At 37.5% G+C, this 20,950-nt stretch carries 21 protein-coding genes and 1 tRNA gene; 14 read left to right on the top strand and 8 right to left on the bottom strand.

Annotation, left to right across the window (positions count from 1 at the left end; all coding sequences use genetic code 11):
* Window positions 1-22: 22 nt before the first annotated feature.
* On the top strand, window positions 23-676 hold the full coding sequence (locus QZ276_RS00895; RefSeq protein ID WP_292484425.1) for a flavodoxin family protein: 654 nt from the start codon (window positions 23-25) through the stop codon (window positions 674-676).
* Window positions 677-751: 75 nt separating this feature from the next.
* A complete protein-coding gene (locus QZ276_RS00900; RefSeq protein ID WP_292484427.1) occupies window positions 752-1,408 on the top strand; it encodes a flavodoxin family protein in 657 nt (218 codons plus the stop codon).
* Between the two features lie 13 nt (window positions 1,409-1,421).
* Here QZ276_RS00900 and QZ276_RS00905 read toward each other — a convergent pair whose 3' ends face one another.
* Together QZ276_RS00905 and rqcH are read right to left on the bottom strand one after the other, a co-directional pair.
* Entirely contained in the window at window positions 1,422-2,468 is a 1,047-nt protein-coding gene (locus QZ276_RS00905) for an mRNA surveillance protein pelota (protein WP_292484429.1), read from the bottom strand.
* 22 nt (window positions 2,469-2,490) lie between these two features.
* Window positions 2,491-4,503, bottom strand: coding sequence for a ribosome rescue protein RqcH (rqcH, locus tag QZ276_RS00910; RefSeq protein WP_292484431.1), 2,013 nt, complete (start codon window positions 4,501-4,503; stop codon window positions 2,491-2,493).
* A gap of 143 nt (window positions 4,504-4,646) precedes the next feature.
* Here rqcH and priS point away from each other — a divergent pair, with 143 nt between their 5' ends.
* From priS to QZ276_RS00955, 9 genes are all read left to right on the top strand, one after another.
* The gene (gene priS / locus QZ276_RS00915; RefSeq protein WP_292484433.1) at window positions 4,647-5,822 is read left to right on the top strand and encodes a DNA primase catalytic subunit PriS; all 1,176 of its coding nucleotides are present in this window, start codon (window positions 4,647-4,649) and stop codon (window positions 5,820-5,822) included.
* Entirely contained in the window at window positions 5,800-6,537 is a 738-nt protein-coding gene (locus QZ276_RS00920; protein ID WP_292484435.1) for a hypothetical protein, read from the top strand. Before priS ends, QZ276_RS00920 begins: the two co-directional genes overlap by 23 nt.
* Window positions 6,538-6,567: 30 nt before the next feature.
* Window positions 6,568-6,846 (top strand): 50S ribosomal protein L44e, encoded by a 279-nt coding sequence (locus tag QZ276_RS00925; RefSeq protein ID WP_292484437.1) that lies wholly within the window; start codon window positions 6,568-6,570, stop codon window positions 6,844-6,846.
* A gap of 21 nt (window positions 6,847-6,867) precedes the next feature.
* Window positions 6,868-7,053 (top strand): 30S ribosomal protein S27e, encoded by a 186-nt coding sequence (locus QZ276_RS00930; RefSeq protein ID WP_292484438.1) that lies wholly within the window; start codon window positions 6,868-6,870, stop codon window positions 7,051-7,053.
* Window positions 7,054-7,085: 32 nt separating this feature from the next.
* Window positions 7,086-7,901 carry a translation initiation factor IF-2 subunit alpha gene (locus QZ276_RS00935; RefSeq protein ID WP_292484440.1) on the top strand — a complete coding sequence of 272 codons (816 nt, stop codon included), beginning with the start codon at window positions 7,086-7,088 and terminating at the stop codon, window positions 7,899-7,901.
* A gap of 28 nt (window positions 7,902-7,929) precedes the next feature.
* Window positions 7,930-8,097: an RNA-protein complex protein Nop10 gene (locus QZ276_RS00940; RefSeq protein ID WP_292484442.1), complete on the top strand. Its 168-nt coding sequence runs from the start codon at window positions 7,930-7,932 to the stop codon at window positions 8,095-8,097.
* On the top strand, window positions 8,094-8,864 hold the full coding sequence (locus tag QZ276_RS00945) for a proteasome assembly chaperone family protein (RefSeq protein ID WP_292484444.1): 771 nt from the start codon (window positions 8,094-8,096) through the stop codon (window positions 8,862-8,864). The genes QZ276_RS00940 and QZ276_RS00945 overlap by 4 nt, the downstream gene beginning before the upstream one ends.
* Window positions 8,865-8,877: 13 nt before the next feature.
* Window positions 8,878-10,119, top strand: coding sequence for a TIGR00375 family protein (locus tag QZ276_RS00950; RefSeq protein WP_292484446.1), 1,242 nt, complete (start codon window positions 8,878-8,880; stop codon window positions 10,117-10,119).
* Between the two features lie 72 nt (window positions 10,120-10,191).
* Window positions 10,192-10,315 (top strand) — tRNA-Ser (locus QZ276_RS00955).
* A 91-nt stretch (window positions 10,316-10,406) separates the two neighbouring features.
* Here the strand turns inward: QZ276_RS00955 and arsM are convergent.
* Window positions 10,407-12,677, bottom strand: a complete 2,271-nt coding sequence (gene arsM / locus QZ276_RS00960; protein WP_292484448.1) for an arsenite methyltransferase — start codon at window positions 12,675-12,677, stop codon at window positions 10,407-10,409.
* A 101-nt stretch (window positions 12,678-12,778) separates the two neighbouring features.
* Between arsM and QZ276_RS00965 the strand changes: the two genes are divergently transcribed.
* Together QZ276_RS00965 and QZ276_RS00970 are read left to right on the top strand one after the other, a co-directional pair.
* Window positions 12,779-13,675 carry an RsmB/NOP family class I SAM-dependent RNA methyltransferase gene (locus QZ276_RS00965; protein ID WP_292484450.1) on the top strand — a complete coding sequence of 299 codons (897 nt, stop codon included), beginning with the start codon at window positions 12,779-12,781 and terminating at the stop codon, window positions 13,673-13,675.
* On the top strand, window positions 13,650-14,117 hold the full coding sequence (locus QZ276_RS00970; protein WP_292484451.1) for a hypothetical protein: 468 nt from the start codon (window positions 13,650-13,652) through the stop codon (window positions 14,115-14,117). Before QZ276_RS00965 ends, QZ276_RS00970 begins: the two co-directional genes overlap by 26 nt.
* Here QZ276_RS00970 and QZ276_RS00975 read toward each other — a convergent pair.
* The 5 genes from QZ276_RS00975 to QZ276_RS00995 all read right to left on the bottom strand — a co-directional run bounded on the left by QZ276_RS00975 (window position 14,096) and on the right by QZ276_RS00995 (window position 19,608).
* The gene (locus tag QZ276_RS00975; protein ID WP_292484453.1) at window positions 14,096-15,100 is read right to left on the bottom strand and encodes a hypothetical protein; all 1,005 of its coding nucleotides are present in this window, start codon (window positions 15,098-15,100) and stop codon (window positions 14,096-14,098) included. The two genes, QZ276_RS00970 and QZ276_RS00975, sit on opposite strands and share 22 nt — an antisense overlap.
* 19 nt (window positions 15,101-15,119) lie before the next feature.
* Window positions 15,120-16,319, bottom strand: coding sequence for an ABC transporter permease (locus tag QZ276_RS00980; protein ID WP_292484455.1), 1,200 nt, complete (start codon window positions 16,317-16,319; stop codon window positions 15,120-15,122).
* Between the two features lie 85 nt (window positions 16,320-16,404).
* Window positions 16,405-17,619: an ABC transporter permease gene (locus QZ276_RS00985; RefSeq protein WP_292484457.1), complete on the bottom strand. Its 1,215-nt coding sequence runs from the start codon at window positions 17,617-17,619 to the stop codon at window positions 16,405-16,407.
* A gap of 24 nt (window positions 17,620-17,643) precedes the next feature.
* The gene (locus QZ276_RS00990) at window positions 17,644-18,879 is read right to left on the bottom strand and encodes a COG1361 S-layer family protein (protein ID WP_292484459.1); all 1,236 of its coding nucleotides are present in this window, start codon (window positions 18,877-18,879) and stop codon (window positions 17,644-17,646) included.
* A 12-nt stretch (window positions 18,880-18,891) separates the two neighbouring features.
* The gene (locus QZ276_RS00995; protein WP_292484461.1) at window positions 18,892-19,608 is read right to left on the bottom strand and encodes an ABC transporter ATP-binding protein; all 717 of its coding nucleotides are present in this window, start codon (window positions 19,606-19,608) and stop codon (window positions 18,892-18,894) included.
* A gap of 492 nt (window positions 19,609-20,100) precedes the next feature.
* Between QZ276_RS00995 and QZ276_RS01000 the strand changes: the two genes are divergently transcribed.
* The coding region (locus tag QZ276_RS01000) for a transposase (protein WP_292484463.1) at window positions 20,101-20,950 on the top strand (850 nt) is incomplete at its 3' end.

Below are 20,950 nucleotides of genomic sequence, written 5' to 3' on the forward strand. Positions count from 1 at the left end.
ATCACTTAAGGAGTAGATAATAATGAAAGTTCTCGGTGTCTCAGGTTCACCTATCGATGATGGTAATACAGACAGGGCTTTAAAGACTGTCCTGGATACCACAGGGATGGATACTGAATTTGTAAAATTGAAAAATTATGACATCGAACCCTGTAGAGCATGTCTTAAGTGTGTAAATACAAACGTTTGTGTAATCAATGATGACGGTAATACCTTAGCACAAAAAGCAAAGGATGCAGATGCACTGGTTGTTGCAGGATATACACCCTATTCATCACTTGATGCCCGCACAAAATCATTTATCGAGCGGCTTTATCCTCTGCACCATAAATATGGTTTTATGCAGAATAAACCGGGTGGTGCTGTCATAACCTGTGCAATTCCTAAAACATATGAAATGTTGCCTGATTCCTGTAGCAATGGAGAAAATGCTGTTATGTATCATATGATGGGAGAAGGTATGAATTTTGTAGGTTCTTCAAAAGTACTTGGTAATGTTCCATGCTTTAGTTGTGGATATGAAAGTGAATGCGATACAAGCGGGCTAAAAATGATATACGGGCAAGATGCAACACTTGAATCCGTAGGAGTTAATAATTTTGAAGAACAATCAGAAGCCATTGAAAATGCAAAAAATCTGGGAATTAAAATCGCAGAAACCTTAAATTCAGAGTAATCTACAACATATAATTTTGGGAGTGGTTTTTAATATCATGCTTCCAATAATTGAATTAACAGGAGTGAATCAGAAATGAAAGTACTGGGAGTGTCGGGGTCACCGATTGAAAATGGTAATGCAGATAGAGCTCTTCAAACAGCACTTGAAGCAACAGGTATGGAAACTGAATTTGTAAGATTGAGAAATTATAGCATCGAACCCTGTATTGCATGTCTAAAATGTGTAAACACCAATGTTTGCATATTCGAAGACGGAGGCAATGTACTGGCGGAAAAAGCCAAAAATGCTGATGCTTTGATTGTTGCCGGATATACACCCTACTCTACACTGGATTCCCGCTCAAAAGCGTTTATAGAAAGATTATATCCCCTCAGGCACAAATACGGGTTCATGCAGGGCAAACCCGGTGGAGCAGTTATTACATGTGCAGTGCCCGGGTCATGCGAAATGTTGCCTCCTGCATGTGATAACGGTGTCAATGCTGTTATGTATTATATGATGGAAGAGGGTATGAATTTTGTAGGGTCTGCCACAGTGTTGGGGAATCTTCCATGTATAAAATGTGGTTACGGCGATGAATGTGACCTCACCGGTATAAAAATGATGTATGGTACTGAGGCTACTGTGGAATCAGTAGGGGTTAACAGTTTTGAAGACCAGCCCGAAGCAGTTGAGGCCGCCAAAACACTGGGTAAAAATATCGCTGAAGCATTAAAATCAAACGAATAATTCTGTTTGGGATTTATACCTTAAATCTAAGTAGTGCCGCTATTCCACCCAGAGAATCCAGTTTCTTACCGGGCTCAAATTCGGTACTGAAAACAACTACTTTCCCCTGTGCCTGTTCCACAGATTGTAAAAGGGTATCTATATCAATTTCTTCTTTTTCTCTTTCCTGCCTCAGCATTTCATCTGTTATTAAAAGCGTTTCTACCGCGCCAAAATAGATAGCATTTTCCACTTCTTCAATTCCGTATTCTGCTTTGCCATCTGTAGCCATTTCCTTTAAAAGTTCATCCATTAAAGAAGATTCCCTGGCTATCCGGGATTGTTCCATAATCCTATCTACTGCGCCTCTTTTCAGAACTTCCTGATATCCGCTCATACCAATAGATGAAGTATCCTCTATAACCGCACTTGATGCTATCTCGGGTTCTTTATTTTTGAAAAAATCCATGAAATCTTCCTTGGTAAAACCTGGTCCAGCCACAACAATAGCTTCAGAACCAGGAGCTGCATGTTTTAACTGGTCCAGGATGTTTTCAAAAAAGACTTCTCTTAATGTACCCTCACCTTTACCCGATGACTGGGTGATATGAGAATATTGTTCAATTCCATAATGACGTACTAACCCTATGTCCGCATCTCCTTCCTCAATCGCAACAATAACAACTTTCGGTTTCTTGGATGCCGCTTCTGCTTCATCGATTCTTTCAAGCTGGTCTTTTTTCCAAGTTTTAATTATGGAAACATCTGTCCCGTCCTCGATATTGAGAGTATGGTAATATCCCTGATCCATCCCCTGTTCAATCAAACCATTTATCCTTAAACGGTTGGAAAATTTGTGAAATTCAAGTGAATCCACTCTTATACCAAGTCTTGTGGTTTTTTTCTCGGATTTTTCAGGTCGAAGTTTATCAGTATCAGAATCTGCCTTTCTTTTGGTTAGTGCAAATATAAAGTCTCCTTTTTCAATTATATACTTCAGATGCCACAGGTCGTCCAATGTTTCTGGTATTAGCGAGATTTCACCTTCCCTGCCTTTTAAGTTACGTTTTGTCACCCTCATATATACAGTTCTCTCCGTTTAATTAAAAGTCCTTTCTATCCTTGATGTCGGATTCTCCGGGTGGAAGCATATTAGATATCTGGTCAGGTGAGGCTATGTTTTTTACAAAATGAACGTCTTTTAACTGCTCCATATATAGTTTGTATATTTTCTTTGCCAAATCACTCTGGCTATACTTCCCAGGCATTAATTCGATTATGTATTTTCCATTCTTTTTCACTGCATCTAATGGTCCACCTATAACCCTTGTTTCATTTTCAAGTTCAAGTCCTATCGCCACACTCACGGGAACGTTTTTAAAGTAATTACGAGCGCCTCTGATTATAAATGACCCTTTTTTCAGAAATTCTCCGGATTCTGGAGTTTTTGAAACCTGATTGGGATACACCCAGTAACAATCACCACTGAACTGTCCCGATTTCCAGATGCTTGAATATGACACAACAAATTGTGCCACCTCATACATAGTCTGCTCAGGAACATTATAACGTTTTGATTTGACAATCGCCAGTGGCGCTCCTGGAACCTGTGTATGGAGCACAATATCCTGCTTTTCCATGTATTTTTTAAATATCTCTTCATTGGTATCCGCGTCTCTCCCACCAACAACGAGAAATCCATCGGATGATATAAACCATCTAAAGCGTGTATACCAGTGTTTTTTACGTATTACTTTACGTTTTCTTGTCTGTTGCTGAGGTTTATCCCTGTTTTCCATAATTCGTTTTGTTTCTTCTATTGCACGGAGAGCCCCTTCACGCTTTTTCATAACCCGTTTGGCCTTTTCATAATATGTCTGTGCATTCTGTGGAACTGAATAACGGATATCAAGAGTTGTTTTTGTACCGTCAAGGTCCATTACAATTGTTCCTGATTTGGGGTCTATACTCTGGATTAATTTTGCAGAAGGGATATTATCCGCTTCTCTAAGTTTGGATTTTATATCATCCCATGAATACCCACTTTTACGGGCATTGGTCAAAACAGTGAGCACTTCTTCAACAAGCGGGTAATGTGCATATATTGCTTCTGCTATCGAATTGTATTTGTTGACTTCTTTTTCAAATTTTTCAATAGCTGCCTGCTGCTGCTGAAGCCGTCTCTGATATATATCCACTTTTTCTTTTTTGGCAGATTCCTGGATTTTTCTTTCAGCTTCTACAACCTCTTTTCCGAAGAATTCGTCCAGAGCCTTGTTGAACGAATCAAAATATTCTTTTTCATAATTCTTGTATTGTTCAAGCTCAAAAGGAAGCACATCAACATGTTCTGATTGATTATTTGTTTTCTGTTTTATTATACAGGGGTTAAGTTCACCGGTAACAATCGGGGTAAATACATCTTTTAAAGAATCAGTAAGTTTGGATATTTCATCTAAAGTAACATCATCTACTGGTTTATTTTTATCTACCCCAGCCCTTGCACATACCTCTTCTGCAAGCAGTCCTCCAAGATTGAAACTGGTTGCTATTGTGCGTACTACATCATCTTCACTGGAAGAAAACGCCTGTTCAAGGTCATCTTTTTCTGCCTCAAGTGGGCTAATCTGGGATTCAGGGTATTCATATATCTCACCGCCCTGAATTTTACGACCTCTGAATGTTCTGGGCTTCATAGGGAGAATGATTTTGCGTTCATTGTTAAGAAGAATAACATTACCCTGTGAGAAGAATTCAGCAATCAGTATCGTATCGACATCTCCCTTTGAGATACCTATCTCCACAATCCTGTCAAAATCGTATTGCCTGATAAAAGTGATTCGACCGCCCATTATATGTTTTCTAAGAAGCATGGGGAATGGACCCGGCATTTTAGGATTAGAGCGGAGGTGCTTGCTTAAATGTATCCGTTTTCCTGACTCGATAACCAGATTATCCCTGCCAAAACGGGGTATATAAATGTTTATTCTGACTTCATCAGGTGTTGGCTGGTATATCTTGTTGATTTTTGAATCAACTATAGAATTAGAACCTTCTGATAATTCTGATATAAGGGCGGATATATCAGCACTTGACATCTCTTGTTTCTTTTTCATAGTCGACAGAAAATGTCAGATTCTACTATAAGGTTTATCCTTAAAAATAGGGCAAAAATAAAGTATAAAATAAAATCCATAATAATAAGTATAGAATACAATCTGTACTCCCTTATCAACAAGACAGGACAAAAACCAACAACATGAACGATAAAACACTGCGTTTTCTAAAAAAAAGGTTTCAGGATTATTATCAGGATGCACATATACATTTACCTCCTGAATATACATCCCGTGAATGGGGATTCATCCTCTTTGATGATATGCCAAAAACTGTGATGCGCCGCCACATGGCTTTCGGATCATCAGGTGAACTACAGGACTATTTTTCATGGACAGTTCCAGCACACGCTTATTATTCTGTAGCGTATTATGAATACCCCAATGCATCCAATATGAAAGATAAGAACTGGTTACAATCGGATTTAATATTTGACCTTGATGCAGACCACCTCCCCCATGTACCCGATTCATATCCCGAAATGCTGGAGAATGTAAAACAGGAAGCTTTGAAACTTTACGATTTTCTATCTGATGATTTTGGGTTTGGAGAAGATGATATAAACATCGTATTTTCAGGCGGTAGAGGTTATCACTTTCATATATCTCATCCATCTGTAAGGTCGCTGGGCAGTGCTGAAAGACGTGAAATCGTAGATTATATCAGTGGCAGGGGTCTTGATATAAGCCAGATAATAGGGAAAAGTTATGTTAGCGGTGATTCAGGGAGACGCGATGCAAGTATGTTTGTATTTCCTTCGGAAAACGATGGAGGATGGGGAGCAAAAATTAACCGCTATATCATATCCTACATTTCAAACATAGTTAACAGTAACAAACCTATTAAAAAACTGACAGATTTTAGCGGTGTTGGCAAAACAACCGCTGAAAAACTAGTCAACATTTTCAATGATGAAAAACAACTTTCATTGTTGAAAAAAGGCAAAATCGATATGGTATCAAATACTTCAAAAAATTTATTTGAACACTTGGGAAAACAGGCTGTTGATAATTTAATTGCCAATGTAGATGAACCGGTTACTGCTGATGTAAAACGTCTTATAAGAGTTCCGGGTTCACTTCATGGTGGTTCAGGTTTAAGGGTGACAACCCTTTCAGCTTCAGAACTGGAAGACTTCAAACCTCTCGAAAATGCTGTCGTTTTCAAAGATAATCCAATTACAGTAAATGTAACCCAGCCTTCTATTATAGAAATGAAAGGTAATAAATACCATGTGGATGAGGGTGTACAGGATTTGCCCGAATATGCAGCAATCTATTTAATGTGCAGAGGGGGTGCTGAATACGGATCGAACTGAACTCAAGAATAAACTAAGGGAAGAACGAAACCCTTCTATTAACAAAATCCCGCCTGATTTTTACAAAAGGGTCCAGGACTACATAATAGAACTGGAAAACGAAATTAAAAACATAAACAACCCCCGTTCTGTAGAATCCAAAATGCTTGAAGATGAACTGGAAAGTGCCATCATTGATGTAGAAAATATATTCATCTACAGAATCAAAAAAATTACCTCATATGCTAAATCCCATGCTTTTTCCAAAAATCCATCAAAAAACGACCTTGACAAACTTCTGTCTGAAGAAAGAAAGGTGTACGATTCCATACTTTCTGCCATCCATACATCCCATAAGGAGCTAATTGAACCCATAATAAATCCTGAAGTAAGGGATAAAAGTAGCAGTCAAACTGAAAATACAGATGCAGAACCAGAGCAGCCGATAGAAGAAGTTAAAAATCCACAGGAAACCACTGCCGCTCCATCAAACAGTGATACCGAAAAATCCGAAAAAAGTGAAATAGATAAAAACGAATCTAAAACCAGTTCCAATAGCAAAAATGATATAAATGAAGAGTACGTTGTTGTCCGAGCATTGAAAGATATACCTACATTCAAAGCTGTAGACAGTCGTAATTATAAACTAAATTCCGAAGATGTTGTTGTTTTACCAGCTCCCAATGCCAACGGACTTGTTAAGCGAAACGCAGCACAACTCATTAAAATCAATTAAAATTTATCGAAGTAATAAAAGGTGTTTATCATGAAATTTCCAAAAAAGATGAGGACACATTGCCCTTTCTGTAAAATGCATACAGAACATAAAATCGAAAAGGCGAAAAAAGGTAAAGAATCATCAATGACCCACATCACAAGACAGAAAAAACGCAGATCAGGTATTGGTAACGATGGAAAGTTCTCAAAGGTACCTGGTGGAGATAAACCTACAAAAAAGGTGAGAATTAAATACAGCTGTACCAAATGTGGGAAATCACATCAGAGACCAGGTTTTAGAACCAAACGATTTGAATTCAAAGAATAATCAAAACACAGAGGGACGAATATGAATAGTACTAACTGGCCAAAAAGCCGATTCTTGCGTGTAAAATGCAACGACTGTGAAAATGAACAGATAATATTTGGTAGTGCAAGCAGAGAAATTACCTGTACTATGTGCGGTAGAACTCTTGCCGAACCGACCGGTGGTAAATCAACCATCAAAACACACATCATAGAAGTTCTTGAATAAAAAGTAAATAAAAAGAGAACTAATAGTGGTATATGATGGACAAAAATAATAACGAATGGCCAAATGTAGGCGATTTTGTAGTATGCACCGTGAAAAATGTGACTGATTTTGGTGCATACGTCACCCTTGATGAGTATGGAGATAAAGAGGGCTTTATCCATATTTCTGAAATCAAAGCCGGCTGGGTAAAATACGTCCGTGATTATGTACGTGAAGGACAGAAAATTGTCTGTAAGGTTTTGAAAGTAGACCCTAACAGACGGCATATAGACCTTTCATTAAAAGATGTCAATGAGCATCAAAAACGTGAAAAAATCCAGCAGTGGAAAAACGAACAGAAAGCATCCAAATGGTTACAGTTTGTTGCAGAAGAAACAGGTACAGATGAAAAAACACTGAGTAACCTGAAATCTATATTTACTGACGAATTTGGAAGCCCCTATGCGGCATTTGAAGAAGCCGCGATGTATGGGGAGGATGCTTTTGAAAACATAAAAATTGACAAATCACTGGAAGAAAAAATAACCAAAATCGCCCAGGATAATATAAAAATACCGTATGTAGAAATTGCTGGATATGTAGACCTTACAAGCAACGCACCAGACGGTATAGAAAATATTAAAAAAGCCCTCAAAGATGCTGACAGTACAAAGGAAAACTACAGCAGCAATGTAAAAATTGATATCAGTTATACCGGTGCCCCCAGATATCGTATCAAAGTCAATGCCCCGGATTATAAAACCGCAGAAAATGCACTGAAAAATGCTGCTGAAACTGCTACAAACACCATCAGAGATTTGGGTGGAAAAGGTGAATTCTACAGACACATTGAAGCAACCAGTGCATAATTTTTTTTATTAATTTTTATTGATTGCAATGGGATATAAAATACGCAAATGCAAACAATGCAGTAGGTATACACTGGAAGAATCCTGTCCATATTGTGGTGATAAAACAGTTAACCCGTGTCCAGCTCGTTTTTCTCCTGCTGACAGATATGGAAAATACCGAAGACAAAATAAGCAAACCGAGGACACAGTATGAAGGAAACAGAAATAATCCGCTTAAAAGATGACGTCCAGTTGAACAATCCCATAATGTTTGTAGGACTTCCTGGAGTAGGTCATGTTGGAAAACTTGTAGTGGAACACCTGATAGAAAATCTGGAAGGTGAGAAAGTTATAGAAATATATTCTCCATACTTCCCGCCACAAGTACTGGTAAACAATGACAATACTATAAAGCTTGTAAACAATGAAATCTATGCCTGTAATATCAATGGTCAGGATATACTGATATTAGCCGGAGACCATCAGAGTTCAACAAATGAAGGGCATTATGAACTTGGCAGCCTTTATCTCGACCTTGCCGAAGAATTCGGTGTATCAAAAATATATACCCTGGGCGGATTTCCTACAGGTGAATTCAACCACAATGAAGGCGTAATTGGCGCTGTAAACAATATCAATCTTGTAGAAGAACTTGAAGGCTACGGGGTAGAATTCAGAGAAAATGAACCCGGTAATGGTATTGTTGGTGCATCAGGCTTAATTCTTGGCCTTTGTGATTTCAGAAATATTGATGCTGCCTGTCTTATGGGATTAACATCAGGATACATAGTAGACCCAAAAAGTGCACAATCCATACTGCGTGTAATTGACAGGATACTGGATATCGAAATCGATGAGGAAGAACTGGAAAAAAGAGCCAAAGAAATGGAAAAAGTTGTCGAGAAAATTAAGACAATGAAAGAACAACAGGATTCAGGAAACCTACCACAAAAGGATGAAGATATAAACTACATCATCTGAAAGGAGCTTTTTTATGCAAATCAATGCCGACCTCCACCTACATTCTAAGTATTCAATGGCTACTTCTCAAAAAATGAATTTACCGACAATGGCAGAGGAGGCAGGCAAGAAAGGGATCGACCTTGTTGGTACAGGTGACTGCACTCATCCCAAATGGCTGCAGGAGATTAAAAAAGCCTCATTAGATGATGAAAACATCCAGATTAACGATACCCATTTTTCGCTTACAACCGAAATCGAGGATAAAAATCGAGTTCACCATGTATTGATTCTTCCATCAATATCAAAGGCTGAAGAACTTGCCGAAATCATCGGCAAACATGGTGACATTGAATCAGACGGAAGACCTTCCGTCAGAATGGATGGATGTGATATCGCTGAAGCCGCAAGAGATACAGGTGCATTAATCGGCCCATCTCATGCATTCACTCCATGGACTGCCATCTATGCTGCTCATGATTCACTTGAAGACTGTTATGGTGACATGACCGATTACATATCCTTTGTGGAATTAGGGTTAAGCGCGGATAGTGATTATGCAGACAGAATTAAGGAACTGCACCGACTAACCTTTCTTACCAATTCTGATGCTCATTCCCCTTGGTCGAACAAGCTTGCCAGAGAATTTACACGGTTTGAAGTAACCGATATCAGTTTTGAAGGAATCGAGAAAGCCATATTAAGAAAAGAAGGCTATAATGCCACACTTAATGTTGGTTTCTTCCCACAAGAAGGTAAATACAACGAATCCGCCTGTGTAAGCTCCAAATGTTTGAATCACTATAATTACGAGAAAGCAAGTTCATTAAACTGGAAGTGTCCATGCGGTGGCAGAATTAAAAAAGGTGTATATGACAGGGTAAATGAGCTTGCCAATTTTGATAATCCCCAACATCCAGACTACAGGCCGGAATACATCCACCTTATACCGCTTGCAGAAATCATTATGAAAGCACTGGGACACTCCAGCATCAATACAAAAGGCGTGGCAAGAGCCTGGAATACACTGATTAAAGAATTTGGTAGTGAAATAGCAGTCCTTGTGGATGCAGAACTTGAAGCTCTTGACGTGGATGAAAGAATAATCGATGCCATTGTTGCATTCAGGAAGGGGGATGTAATACTTCACCCAGGTGGTGGAGGGCAATACGGATGGATTGAACTGCCAGAAAAAACGGTTAACAAATCACAATCCAGATCTGTTTCAGAAAATAAATCCAGTCCAAATGGTCAGAGTTCACTTCTGGATTATTAATTCTCGATACTTATATAATGGATAAAAACGTTGTAAACCAGTTACTTGAAAATGAACAAATTCAATAACTATGCCGGGGTGGCAGAGCGGACAAATCCAACGGTGTAACTATATATCTGCCGTGGAGTCTATACGCGGCAGGCTCGAGACCTGTTGTCCCTTTTGGGACTCCTGGGTTCGAATCCCAGCCCCGGCGTTTATTTAATTTTTAAACAAATAAAAAGTTAGTCGTATTCATCGCTTTCTTGGAGTCTGGTTAGTAAATATTCTTTATTAAACCCGAATTATTATTTTTTACCTTCTATCCTGATGCTTATAACTTTATCAATAAGGCTTTTTACATTACCATAACTTAAATTAAAATCATCCATCACCTTTTTTTGTTCCTGCTCAGGAATAATTGCATCTATAACATCAATAGGAATTTTTGATTCGTCTATCAAACTTACTTTACTAAATCCAGTATTCATTATTATATCCAGATAATGTCTTTTTAGTATTGCACCCGAGATACAACCCACATAAGCCTGAACAGAATCCTTTATCTTTTCAGGTATTTCCTGTAAAAGAACAATATCTGACACTATGAATTTTCCTTCTGGTTTCAACACCCGGTAAATCTCATCAAACACCTTTCCTTTTTCAGGTGAAAGATTGATTACACAATTGGATAATACAACATCAACACTATTGTCATTTACTGGTAAATTCTCAATCTCACCCTGCCTGAACTCTACATTAGAATACCCTCTTTTTCGGGAGTTTTCCTTTGCCTTTTCAAGCATTTCAGGTGTCATATCCACACCTATTATCCAACCATTTTCACCAACTTTATCCGATGCCAGAAAACAATCAAAACCCGCTCCACAACCAAGGTCAAGAACTGTATCCCCTTTGTTTAAAGATGCCAGTGCAACAGGATTACCACAACCCAGACCGAGGTTAGAACTTTCAGGTACTTTACATATATCCTTCTCTGTATAACCTAAAAGTTTGCTGACATCATCAGGTGTCTTTTTGCTACTGTAAATTGTACCGTATAACTCGCCCTTTTTTGCAATTCTGGAATAATTATATTTTACAATCTCTTTTATGCCGTTGTCACCCTTTCTGGGTATAGTCTTGATATCACATTGTTTGTGTAAACTCTTTCTGTAGAGTATGTTATATACACAAAACGGTATCATCCGTCCATCTGGGAGAATTTGTGTTACACAGCATTTTTTCGCTCTTTTTAAATCAAAATTATACTCATCCATAAATGCATGTACCGATACCAGTGTGATGTTATCAACCATATTCGCTGAATCAGGTATTGATTTTTGACACAATGTACACAGAGATTTTACCGAATTTTCAGACCCCAATAACGAGGACATTGACAGGAGCGAGTCTATAGCGTTTATACATTTTTCCAGTTGTGATGTGAATTCAAGGTCAGGCAGTGCACGATTTAAGATATATTTTTCATAACTGGATTTATCAAACATCCGGGTAAGTACAATATGATTACCCGTAATTTTATCATTATAAATATAGGAACATACTGAACAGGTCGGATAGGGACAGGGTATATTGAGAAAATCCTTTTTATTTAACAATCCACCTGATTGTTTCTCTATTTTTTCAAGTATATCCGGAATTGTCAGGTGTTTATCCAGGAGTTTGTTCCTGCCTGTAAAAGTCGCGGGCTGAAAATTGACCATTTTTATATTATCATCGTCAAAAGCCGTTTCCAGTATAGCTCCTATTTCATCATCATTTACTCCTTCTATAATAGTAGGAACAAGTGCAACATTCATACCCAGTTTTCTGCAATTTTCAAGTGCATCCATTTTGATATTAAAAAGTGGTCGCCCTCTAAGACTTACGTATGTCTCATCCGATAGACCATCAAACTGTAGGTAAATAACAGGGTTTCCTATACCATTCATACAGCTGTTACGGATTGTTCGGGATATTTTTTCAGCAAAATCTCTATCAGCAAGTTTAATACCATTTGTATTCAAAACAGGGTAAGTAATTCCCTTTTCGCCGGCATATTTTAAAATATCAAAGATATCAGGATGAAGGGTCGGCTCGCCCCCACTTATCTGTAATACTTCTGGATTCCCCTCACATTTTACATAAAGGTCAATCATTTCTTTAATCTTTGAAAGCGGTAAAGTATAAGTATCGCTGGAATCCGCAAAACATACAGGGCAATGAAGGTTGCACATATCTGTTATTTCAATAATTCCCACACAGGTATGCTGTCGATGTTCTTCACATAAACCACAATCATTGGGACAACCCTCTGAAACTGAACTTTGATGATGTAGAGGTTTAGAGCCTAATTTGTTGTATCTGGTCGCGTTGATGTAGTCTTTAGCATCTGAATAAATCAAAACATTGAAAGAACCATGTAAAGGACAGGTTTTACGTAAATAAACTCTGCCATTAAAAAAAATTATGTTACAATCTATTAATTCCAGACAGATGGGACATACTGACTTTGAGTTTTCTATGGTTTCGTTATTTTCAAATATACCTTTTAGATTTAGTCTGTCCTCCCCCATTAATACCACCAGAAATACCTTTGGATAAGGTAAATACTGTATCTATTAATTAATATATCAAACTGCTTGTTATCCAAATATTAAAAAACAAACTTTTAAACATGATTAAGAGGAATACCATGGAGAGGTACAGGAACATTATCCCCGAGTTTAAAAGGTTTAAAAAGTTAATCCATTCTCCACAACCCTATGATATAAGAATCAATACAATCAAAGCTACTGTTCCTGAAATTAAAAGTTTATTAACACAAAATGGATTCAGTTTTGAACAGAGAGATTGGAACAATGAATTTTTAAAAGTTGGTTTTGAACCGGGAAAAAGCATCCTGCACTGGCTTGGTAAGTACCATGTTCAGGAGTCTGTATCCGGTATTCCTCCTTTGGCTCTAAACCCCAGACCCTATGATAGAGTACTTGATATGTGTGCTGCCCCTGGAAGTAAAACTTCTCAAATGTCAGCCCTTATGGACAATACAGGAGAAATACTGGCAAATGACATATCTAAAAACAGAATCCGTAGTCTGCTTTCCAATGTATCGCGTCTTGGATGTGTAAATGTACAGGTTTTTGAAAGAGACGGAAGAAATATTCCGGAAAAATCAAAATTTGACAGAGTTCTTTTAGATGCCCCATGTTCAGCCGAAGGAAACGCAAGAAAAAATAATGACCTTTTAAATGGTGCTGACACTGAAACAATTACAAGAATTTCTGAATTACAGACAAGTTTACTCAAAAAAGCATTCAGATTATGTAAAACAGGAGGCACTATTGTCTACTCTACCTGTACATTTGCACCCGAAGAAAATGAAATAGTGGTATCCAAGCTTTTAAAACATGGGAAACTGGAAAAACCAGATTTAAATTTACCACATTCTCTGGGAATCACCGAGTGGAACGATACAAAACTTGGAAAAGAACTGGAAAATTGTATCAGAGTTTATCCCCACCAACTGGATTCTGGAGGGATTTTTGTTGCTAAATTTAAAAAAACGGCTTGAGATTTATTTCTCAGGAAGGTTCGGAGTGGACAGCGATTTCTGGAAAAATTACAATGTGTACCTGTTAGGAAACAGTATCTGGTTAACTTCGTACAATCTTGAACCAAAGTATAAAAACATCTCATGCGGGCTACGGGCTTTAAGAATAAAGGATTCAGAACTTAAAGGTTTGAAACCCACGACCTACATACTACAATATCTTGATAATCATATCAAAACTAATATTGTAGATGTGGGCAAAGACGATTTAAAAAAACTTTTTAATGGAGAATATCTGGAAAACAATAGTTTGGATAATGGTTATGTAGCTCTTAGATATAAAGGTTACATCATCGGATGTGGAATGAAAAATTCATCAGGTGTTAAAAACCAGATACCGAAAAAAAGAGCCAAACAACTTGAAAAAATAATAGATAAAAATTACCAGACTGAAGACCGGTAATCAAATTCGAATTCATCTACTTTTTCTGGCGACAACCCTATATTATCAAACATGTTTTTAAAAACCTGTATATATTCTTCTTCAGGTATTTGTTCTCCTGCATCCAGTTCTATTTCTAAATTCACTCCACCCATTTTATCAATCTGGATGTTATATTCAGCCCCTCCAACAAGATTGATAATTTTCATGTTTGGTACCACATAATCAATAGAACTTGATTTGTTTCCATCAGTGTAAAATGTCTGTGTTGTCCAACCACCACCATGGGTAGGAGAAAATGTGATATTGCTACTTTTGTTTTGATAAGATTTATAGACAGAATTAATATCAGGAGTTTTCTGGATTGTAATACCTACAGAAGTTTTGTTAACGTTTCTAATTTTATCCTTTAACTGGTTCAGATAATCTTGTGATTGGTTTTTATCAATATCAAATAGTAACATAAAACGGTCTATAATCCATTCATCATCAGGAAGATTTTCTTTTTTAAATGAGGAAAAATGTGGGTCAGTTTGGGATCCATTAAAAAATGTTACCTTTGTCCCACTCTCATCTCTGGGAAATCTCAATTCAAAAAATGTATCCTGTGTATAATAGCCATTAATAGCTACTACCCAATAATCCTTTCCAAATTGCTGTTCCAGTTCAGATAAAGGTGAATACAATCCATTTGCGTTTTCAATTTCACTATTTACAAAATATGGACCATTTACAGTATATCTTGACTCTCGGGCATTGTTGATAACTTTATCATAATCCACTTCATCCAGATTTAGTCCATCCGTTGAATAATAAGCTTGGTCTGAAGATATCAGCACATATGCAAACGAACCAAAAACTCCTGCAATTAAAACCACTATAATCAATAGGCTTAATATCGACTTTTTCAGAGTTGAAAGATTACTGTTTTTCCAGAGCCATATCATCAATACCACTAAAACAATACCTGCAACCAAAGCTATTAAACCAAAAATTCCTACCATGATTTTTTACCTCTATCAATTATTCATATCTTAAGGCTTCAACAGGGTCCATTTTGGCAGCTTTGCTTGCAGGATATACACCAGCTATCACTCCTACTAAAACAGCAACACCAAAACCTATTATTATCAATTCAACAGGGAATACATTCGGCAAATCGAGAAACGTATTTGCACCATATGCACCCAATAAACCCATAATTGTACCTATAATACCTCCAAAAAGTCCTATAACCACAGATTCTACAATAAACAATATCAAAACATCATAATAGGTGTATCCTACCGCCTTCATCAGCCCGATTTCACGGGTACGCTCGGTTACCGTTACAAGCATGATGTTCATAATTCCAATAGACCCAACAACAAGCGATATCAGTGCCACAGAAATAAGTAAAGCACTTAGACCCGCTGATATCTGACCTACCTGATCAAGTATCTCTGCCTGATTGAAAATCGTATAGGGTTTAACATCTTCGTTATCAAGCTGTCGTTCAGGAACACCGAGACTTCTTGCCAGACGCTTATCTACATCATCAGAAATCTCTCTTATATTTTCCAGACTAGATGCTGTAAGAGCGAATCCTCCATAATCTTCTCTATTTAGCATATCCTGCATAGTAGATATAGGTATAAAGATACGTTCCTCTGGATTTGGACCTCCCCCTACAAAAGATGGGTCTCTATCTTCGGTTATCCCTTTGACCCTGAAAGTTTCAGTTCTTTCAGTACCATCATTTCTTCTGAATGTTATATCAATTGAATTCCTGTTGGATATGTCCCTGTCAAACTTGCCATTTGCAATTTCATAGCCAAGAACCGCAACATATCTATCGTTATCGCTTAAAAAATTTCCTGATTCCAGATTGATGTTACCTACTCGTTCATAACCTTCTGTAGTTCCAAACATCTCAATACTTCGCTCACTGGAACCGTATTCAACTGTTGCTGGCTTTTGAATGACAGGTGATGCTCCAACTATTCCAGGTGTATTTCTTAACAAATCAAATTGATTGTCAGAAAAAACATTAACATCATTACTGAAGATAACAATGAAATTATCTCCTGAAGCACCTATCTCATCTTCAAAAAACTGGCTAAAACTTGCTCCCAGTGAAACATTAGCAATAACTGCTGCAACTCCTATTACGATCCCCAGTGTTGTCAGCATTGACCTTAGTTTAGAACTGCTTATGCTTCCAACTGCAATCTTGAAAGCCATTCCTATATTTAAAATATTATATCCCCCTTAACTTAATCATAATTAAATTATAGACTAATATTCCAAACATCTAATTACTCCCGATTCATTCAAATTTTATAGCTACAACCGAATCCATCTTTGCTGCTTTGCTTGCTGGATAAACTCCCGCAATCAATCCTACAAGGACAGCGATACTAAAACCTGCGATTATCAATTCAACAGGGAAAACATTCGGCAGATTCAATAGATTATTAACAGCTAATGCTCCTGAAACCCCGAAAACTGTTCCCAGAATACCTCCCAGTATACCAACAATTATGGATTCTACTATGAACAACATCAAAACATCATAGTAGGTGAATCCTATTGATTTCATCAGCCCGATTTCACGGGTACGCTCGGTTACCGTTACAAGCATTATGTTCATGATGCCAATTGATCCTACTATCAATGATATCAGAGCAACCGACACAAGAAGAGCACTCAAAGCTCCGGATAACTGTCCCACCTGATCCAGTATTTCCAGCTGGTCAAAGATTGTGTAGGGTTTAACATCTTCATTATCTATATCTCTTGTAGATACACCTAGGCTGCGGGCAAGGCGTTCATCTATACTTTCCGATACTTTACGCACTTCTTCAAGACTGACAGCCTGTACAAAAAAACCACCATAGTAATCTCTGCCAAGCATTTCATTCATGGTGGATATAGGGATGAATATACGCTCGTCCGGTTCAATACTGGACTGTACAAAGGTGGTTTCAGGACTTTTTATTATGCCCTTCACTTTGAAAGTACGGGTTATTTCTGTACCGTCATTCTTTCGAAGTGTAATATCAATTGAATTCTTATTAGCCAGCCTGCGATCAAATTTATCATTTGATACACTTTCCCCGATTACAGCTGTATATTTATCCTTATCAGATAGGAAATTTCCCACTGCCATATCGAAGTTAGCCACTTCCTCATAATCTCTGGTAACCCCCTGAACGTTCACCTGTCTGGTACTGGACAAATATTGTACCTTCCCCGATTGCTGAACAACAGGTGATACACCTACAACACCCTGAGCATTTTTTATGGTTTCCAGTTCCTTATCATGGAATATATTAACATCCTGACTATAGACTCCAATGAAATTATTACCTACTGCACCTACCTCATCGTCAAAATACTGACCGAAACTTGCACCCAGTGATACATTGGCTATTACAGCAGCCACTCCTATTATTATTCCAAGCGTTGTAAGTGAAGACCTTAATTTAGAACTGTTAATACTTCCAATTGCAATTCGAAACGCTTCCAGAGGATTCAACATGATCCTTACCTTTTACCCCTTAGTTTACTGGTTTTTATTTTTCCTTCTTCTGTAAATCACAAAGGCTACTGCACCGGCTATAATTACCAATACCCCACCTATCGCTGCAATATTACCTGACTGTTCATCATTGGTTACCAGTTTGAGTTCCCTGGTAGCAACCACATTTTCATGTTCGTTCATTCCGTTTCGGTAATTTGCTGTAATCATTAATTCCCGTGTACCTGTAATATTATCAGATATAACACTGGTATCTACCTCAATGGTGAACAATTCATCTGGGTTCATGGTACCAATGAAATATGGTGAAGGCGAAAACTCTACTCCCTCAGCCTGCAGTTCAACGTTTACTGAAGACAGGGCATTTGGACGTATATTAGCTACATCGAACTCAAGCGTACCTTCCCCATTTTCAATCCTTAACTGTTCAGAAGGAATTACCTTTACACTGGATGATTCAATCGTAACAGGTATTCTCCAGTTATTGTTGTAGGCATGAGTACTTCCCCGCATAGAAAGATCAAGATAGCATGTTCCTACTTCTGCATTTTCATCCACATTTATATTATAACTGATTTCCATGGAATCTCCCGGACCAAGTAAACCCCCTCCTTGATAGGATTCTGATTCTACATCTATCCTGTCGCAACCTTGGAGTGTAGCTCTCTGAATTCGAACGTTATTTTCAAATATCTCATCGCCTATCTTTACTGTTCTCTGTGAAGCTGCATTTTTCAAAGTAAAACTTATTGTACCTTTATCACCGGGCATCATAACTTCAGGCTCAGTCTGGACATTTTCAAGCTGGACAATACCGATATTATCATAAGTATCAGTACCTATAGATATATCAAATTCCTGTTCTATCCATGACTCGCTTTCTCCACGATAACGAATTGTTATCTCACTTGTGCTAGGTTTTGCATTTTCATCAACATACAACCGATATTTATGTTCCACCGAACTGTCAGGGTTAACAACCCCAAATTTTTTCACAGAATTTTTAGGAGTGTCAAGTGAAAGAGGATATTCAGGAACAATTTCTATAGAAACATCTTCTACTTTACCCGAACCCACATTATCAACTTTTACCCAAACATCAACATATTCACCTATTTGAGCTGGCGAAGGATTGTATTTTGAAATACTAACATCTAACCAGTTAGGCTGGAATGCCGATACTGAAGCTGTTGACATTGAGAAAAGGGACGTTAAAACAATTAACGAGATGAACAAACTAACATATTTTCTTAAATTCATACCATAACACCTTTAACCTTCTATTATACCATCTTTTAAGTGTACAACTCTGCCTGCATATTCAGATACATCAGGCTCATGAGTAATCATAACAATAGTTCGACCCTTGTCGTTAAGGTCGGTTAAAATCTTCATTATCTCATCGCTTGTTTGTGAATCCAGATTTCCTGTTGGTTCATCTGCCAATATTAGCGAAGGGTCGTTTATCAGTGCACGGGCTACCGCCACCCTCTGGGATTGTCCTCCAGATAGCTTATTGGGTTTGTAGTGCATACGTTCTTCCAGCCTTACCATTTTAAGTAAATCTCTGGCTCTTTTATCAAAGTCCATGTCTCCCTTGCTATTAGCATAAGTTGGAAGTTTTACATTTTCCAGTGCTGTTAAACGTGGCACCAGATTGTAGGACTGGAACACAAAACCTATAACCATACCTCTGACCCTTGCAAGTTCATCATCCGGCATCTTGCTGATATCTCTACCTTCAACAAAAAGCGTGCCACAGGTTGGTCTATCAAGGCATCCTATTATATTCATAAGTGTACTCTTTCCAGAACCTGATGGACCCATTATGGCTACAAATTCACCCTCTTTAACATCGAGATTGATGTTTTTAAGAATCTGTAATTCCATATCCCCCACTCGGTAGCTTTTACAGATATTGTTAAGTGTGATTATAGATTTGTCTCTAACATCAATTTCCAACGCATTGGTATTTTGTACTTCATTCATATTAAATTCCTGCCCCCAAATCGGATAAATGACTGGAGTTTTTTTATCTCCTCTATCTTTTTGACCATATCTTCAAGAATATCATCAATTTTTAGGAGATCGTTGTAATACCCCCTCATAATCGTTATCTTTTGTTTCTGGGATTCATTAAGATTTTCACTATTGTAATGTTCAATTATGGACGGAATTTCGGATTTTGCTTTTTTTTCATTAGTTCGTACATTGGATATTTGTTCTATAACAACATCAAGAATCTCTTTACTTCCATAAAGATAGACTTTTTTGTTCCCGGTTTTTTACTGCGTACTACATATCCAGATGTTTCCAGAAACCTTATTTTATAAATGAAGCGTAAAACCCCGATGTATTTAGTATCACATCAAATTGTAGATTTTAATGCGAGTTCCATTTCTTTGAAATGAAACACGGGTATGTAAGCGTCTAACACATAACGTAACATTTAAATGGTTTAATTATAAAAAATATAATAAAATGTATTTCACCCAGAAAAACCATATCAAAGCGGATAAGCAGAAATATGAAGTCCTGAAAAGGATTACTAAATTGTCTAAAAACCTGTACAATTTCACGCTGTACACCACAAGGCAATACTATTTTGAAAATAGAAAGTACCTGAAAAATGAATCCGCTTACCATCTGGTAAAAGACAATGAGAATTACAAAATGCTGCCATCACAGGTTGCACAGCAGACCATGAAGGTAGTGGATAGGAATATGAAATCGTTTTTCAGGATTCTGGGTGAGAGAAAAAAGGGTAACTACAATCGACCTGTTAAAATGCCTGAATACCTGGCCAAAGACGGTAAGTTTGTATGTATATTTCCAAAAGATATGTTCAAAATCGATGATGATAATATCAGGCTGTCTATGGGCAGGGATTTCTACAAAAATTATGGTGTTAAATATCTGTATTTCAAGTTACCTGAAAATATAATAGGTAAACACATAAAAGAAGTACGGATAATCCCGAAGTATAACGGACAGTGGTTTGAGATAGAATACGTTTACAGAGATAATGGAGAAAAAGTCGATGTAGACTACAATAAACATCTATCTATTGATTTAGGGGTAAACAATTTCGCAACCTGTGTGGATACCAATGGGACTGCCTTCATCATAAAAGGCAGGGGTTTAAAGTCTTATAACCGCTGGTGGAACAAAGTCAAAAGCAGGTTGCAATCTGTATATGATAAACAGGGTATAAAATCAGGTCAGAAACTGAAATGGTTGTTTGAGAAAAGGAAGAACAAACTCAACGATTTCATGAATCAGAGTGTTAATTATATCATAAAACACTGTATAGATAATAACATCGGCAACA

Origin of the sequence: Methanohalobium sp., from assembly GCF_018609725.1 — an archaeon.
GTDB lineage: Archaea > Halobacteriota > Methanosarcinia > Methanosarcinales > Methanosarcinaceae > Methanohalobium.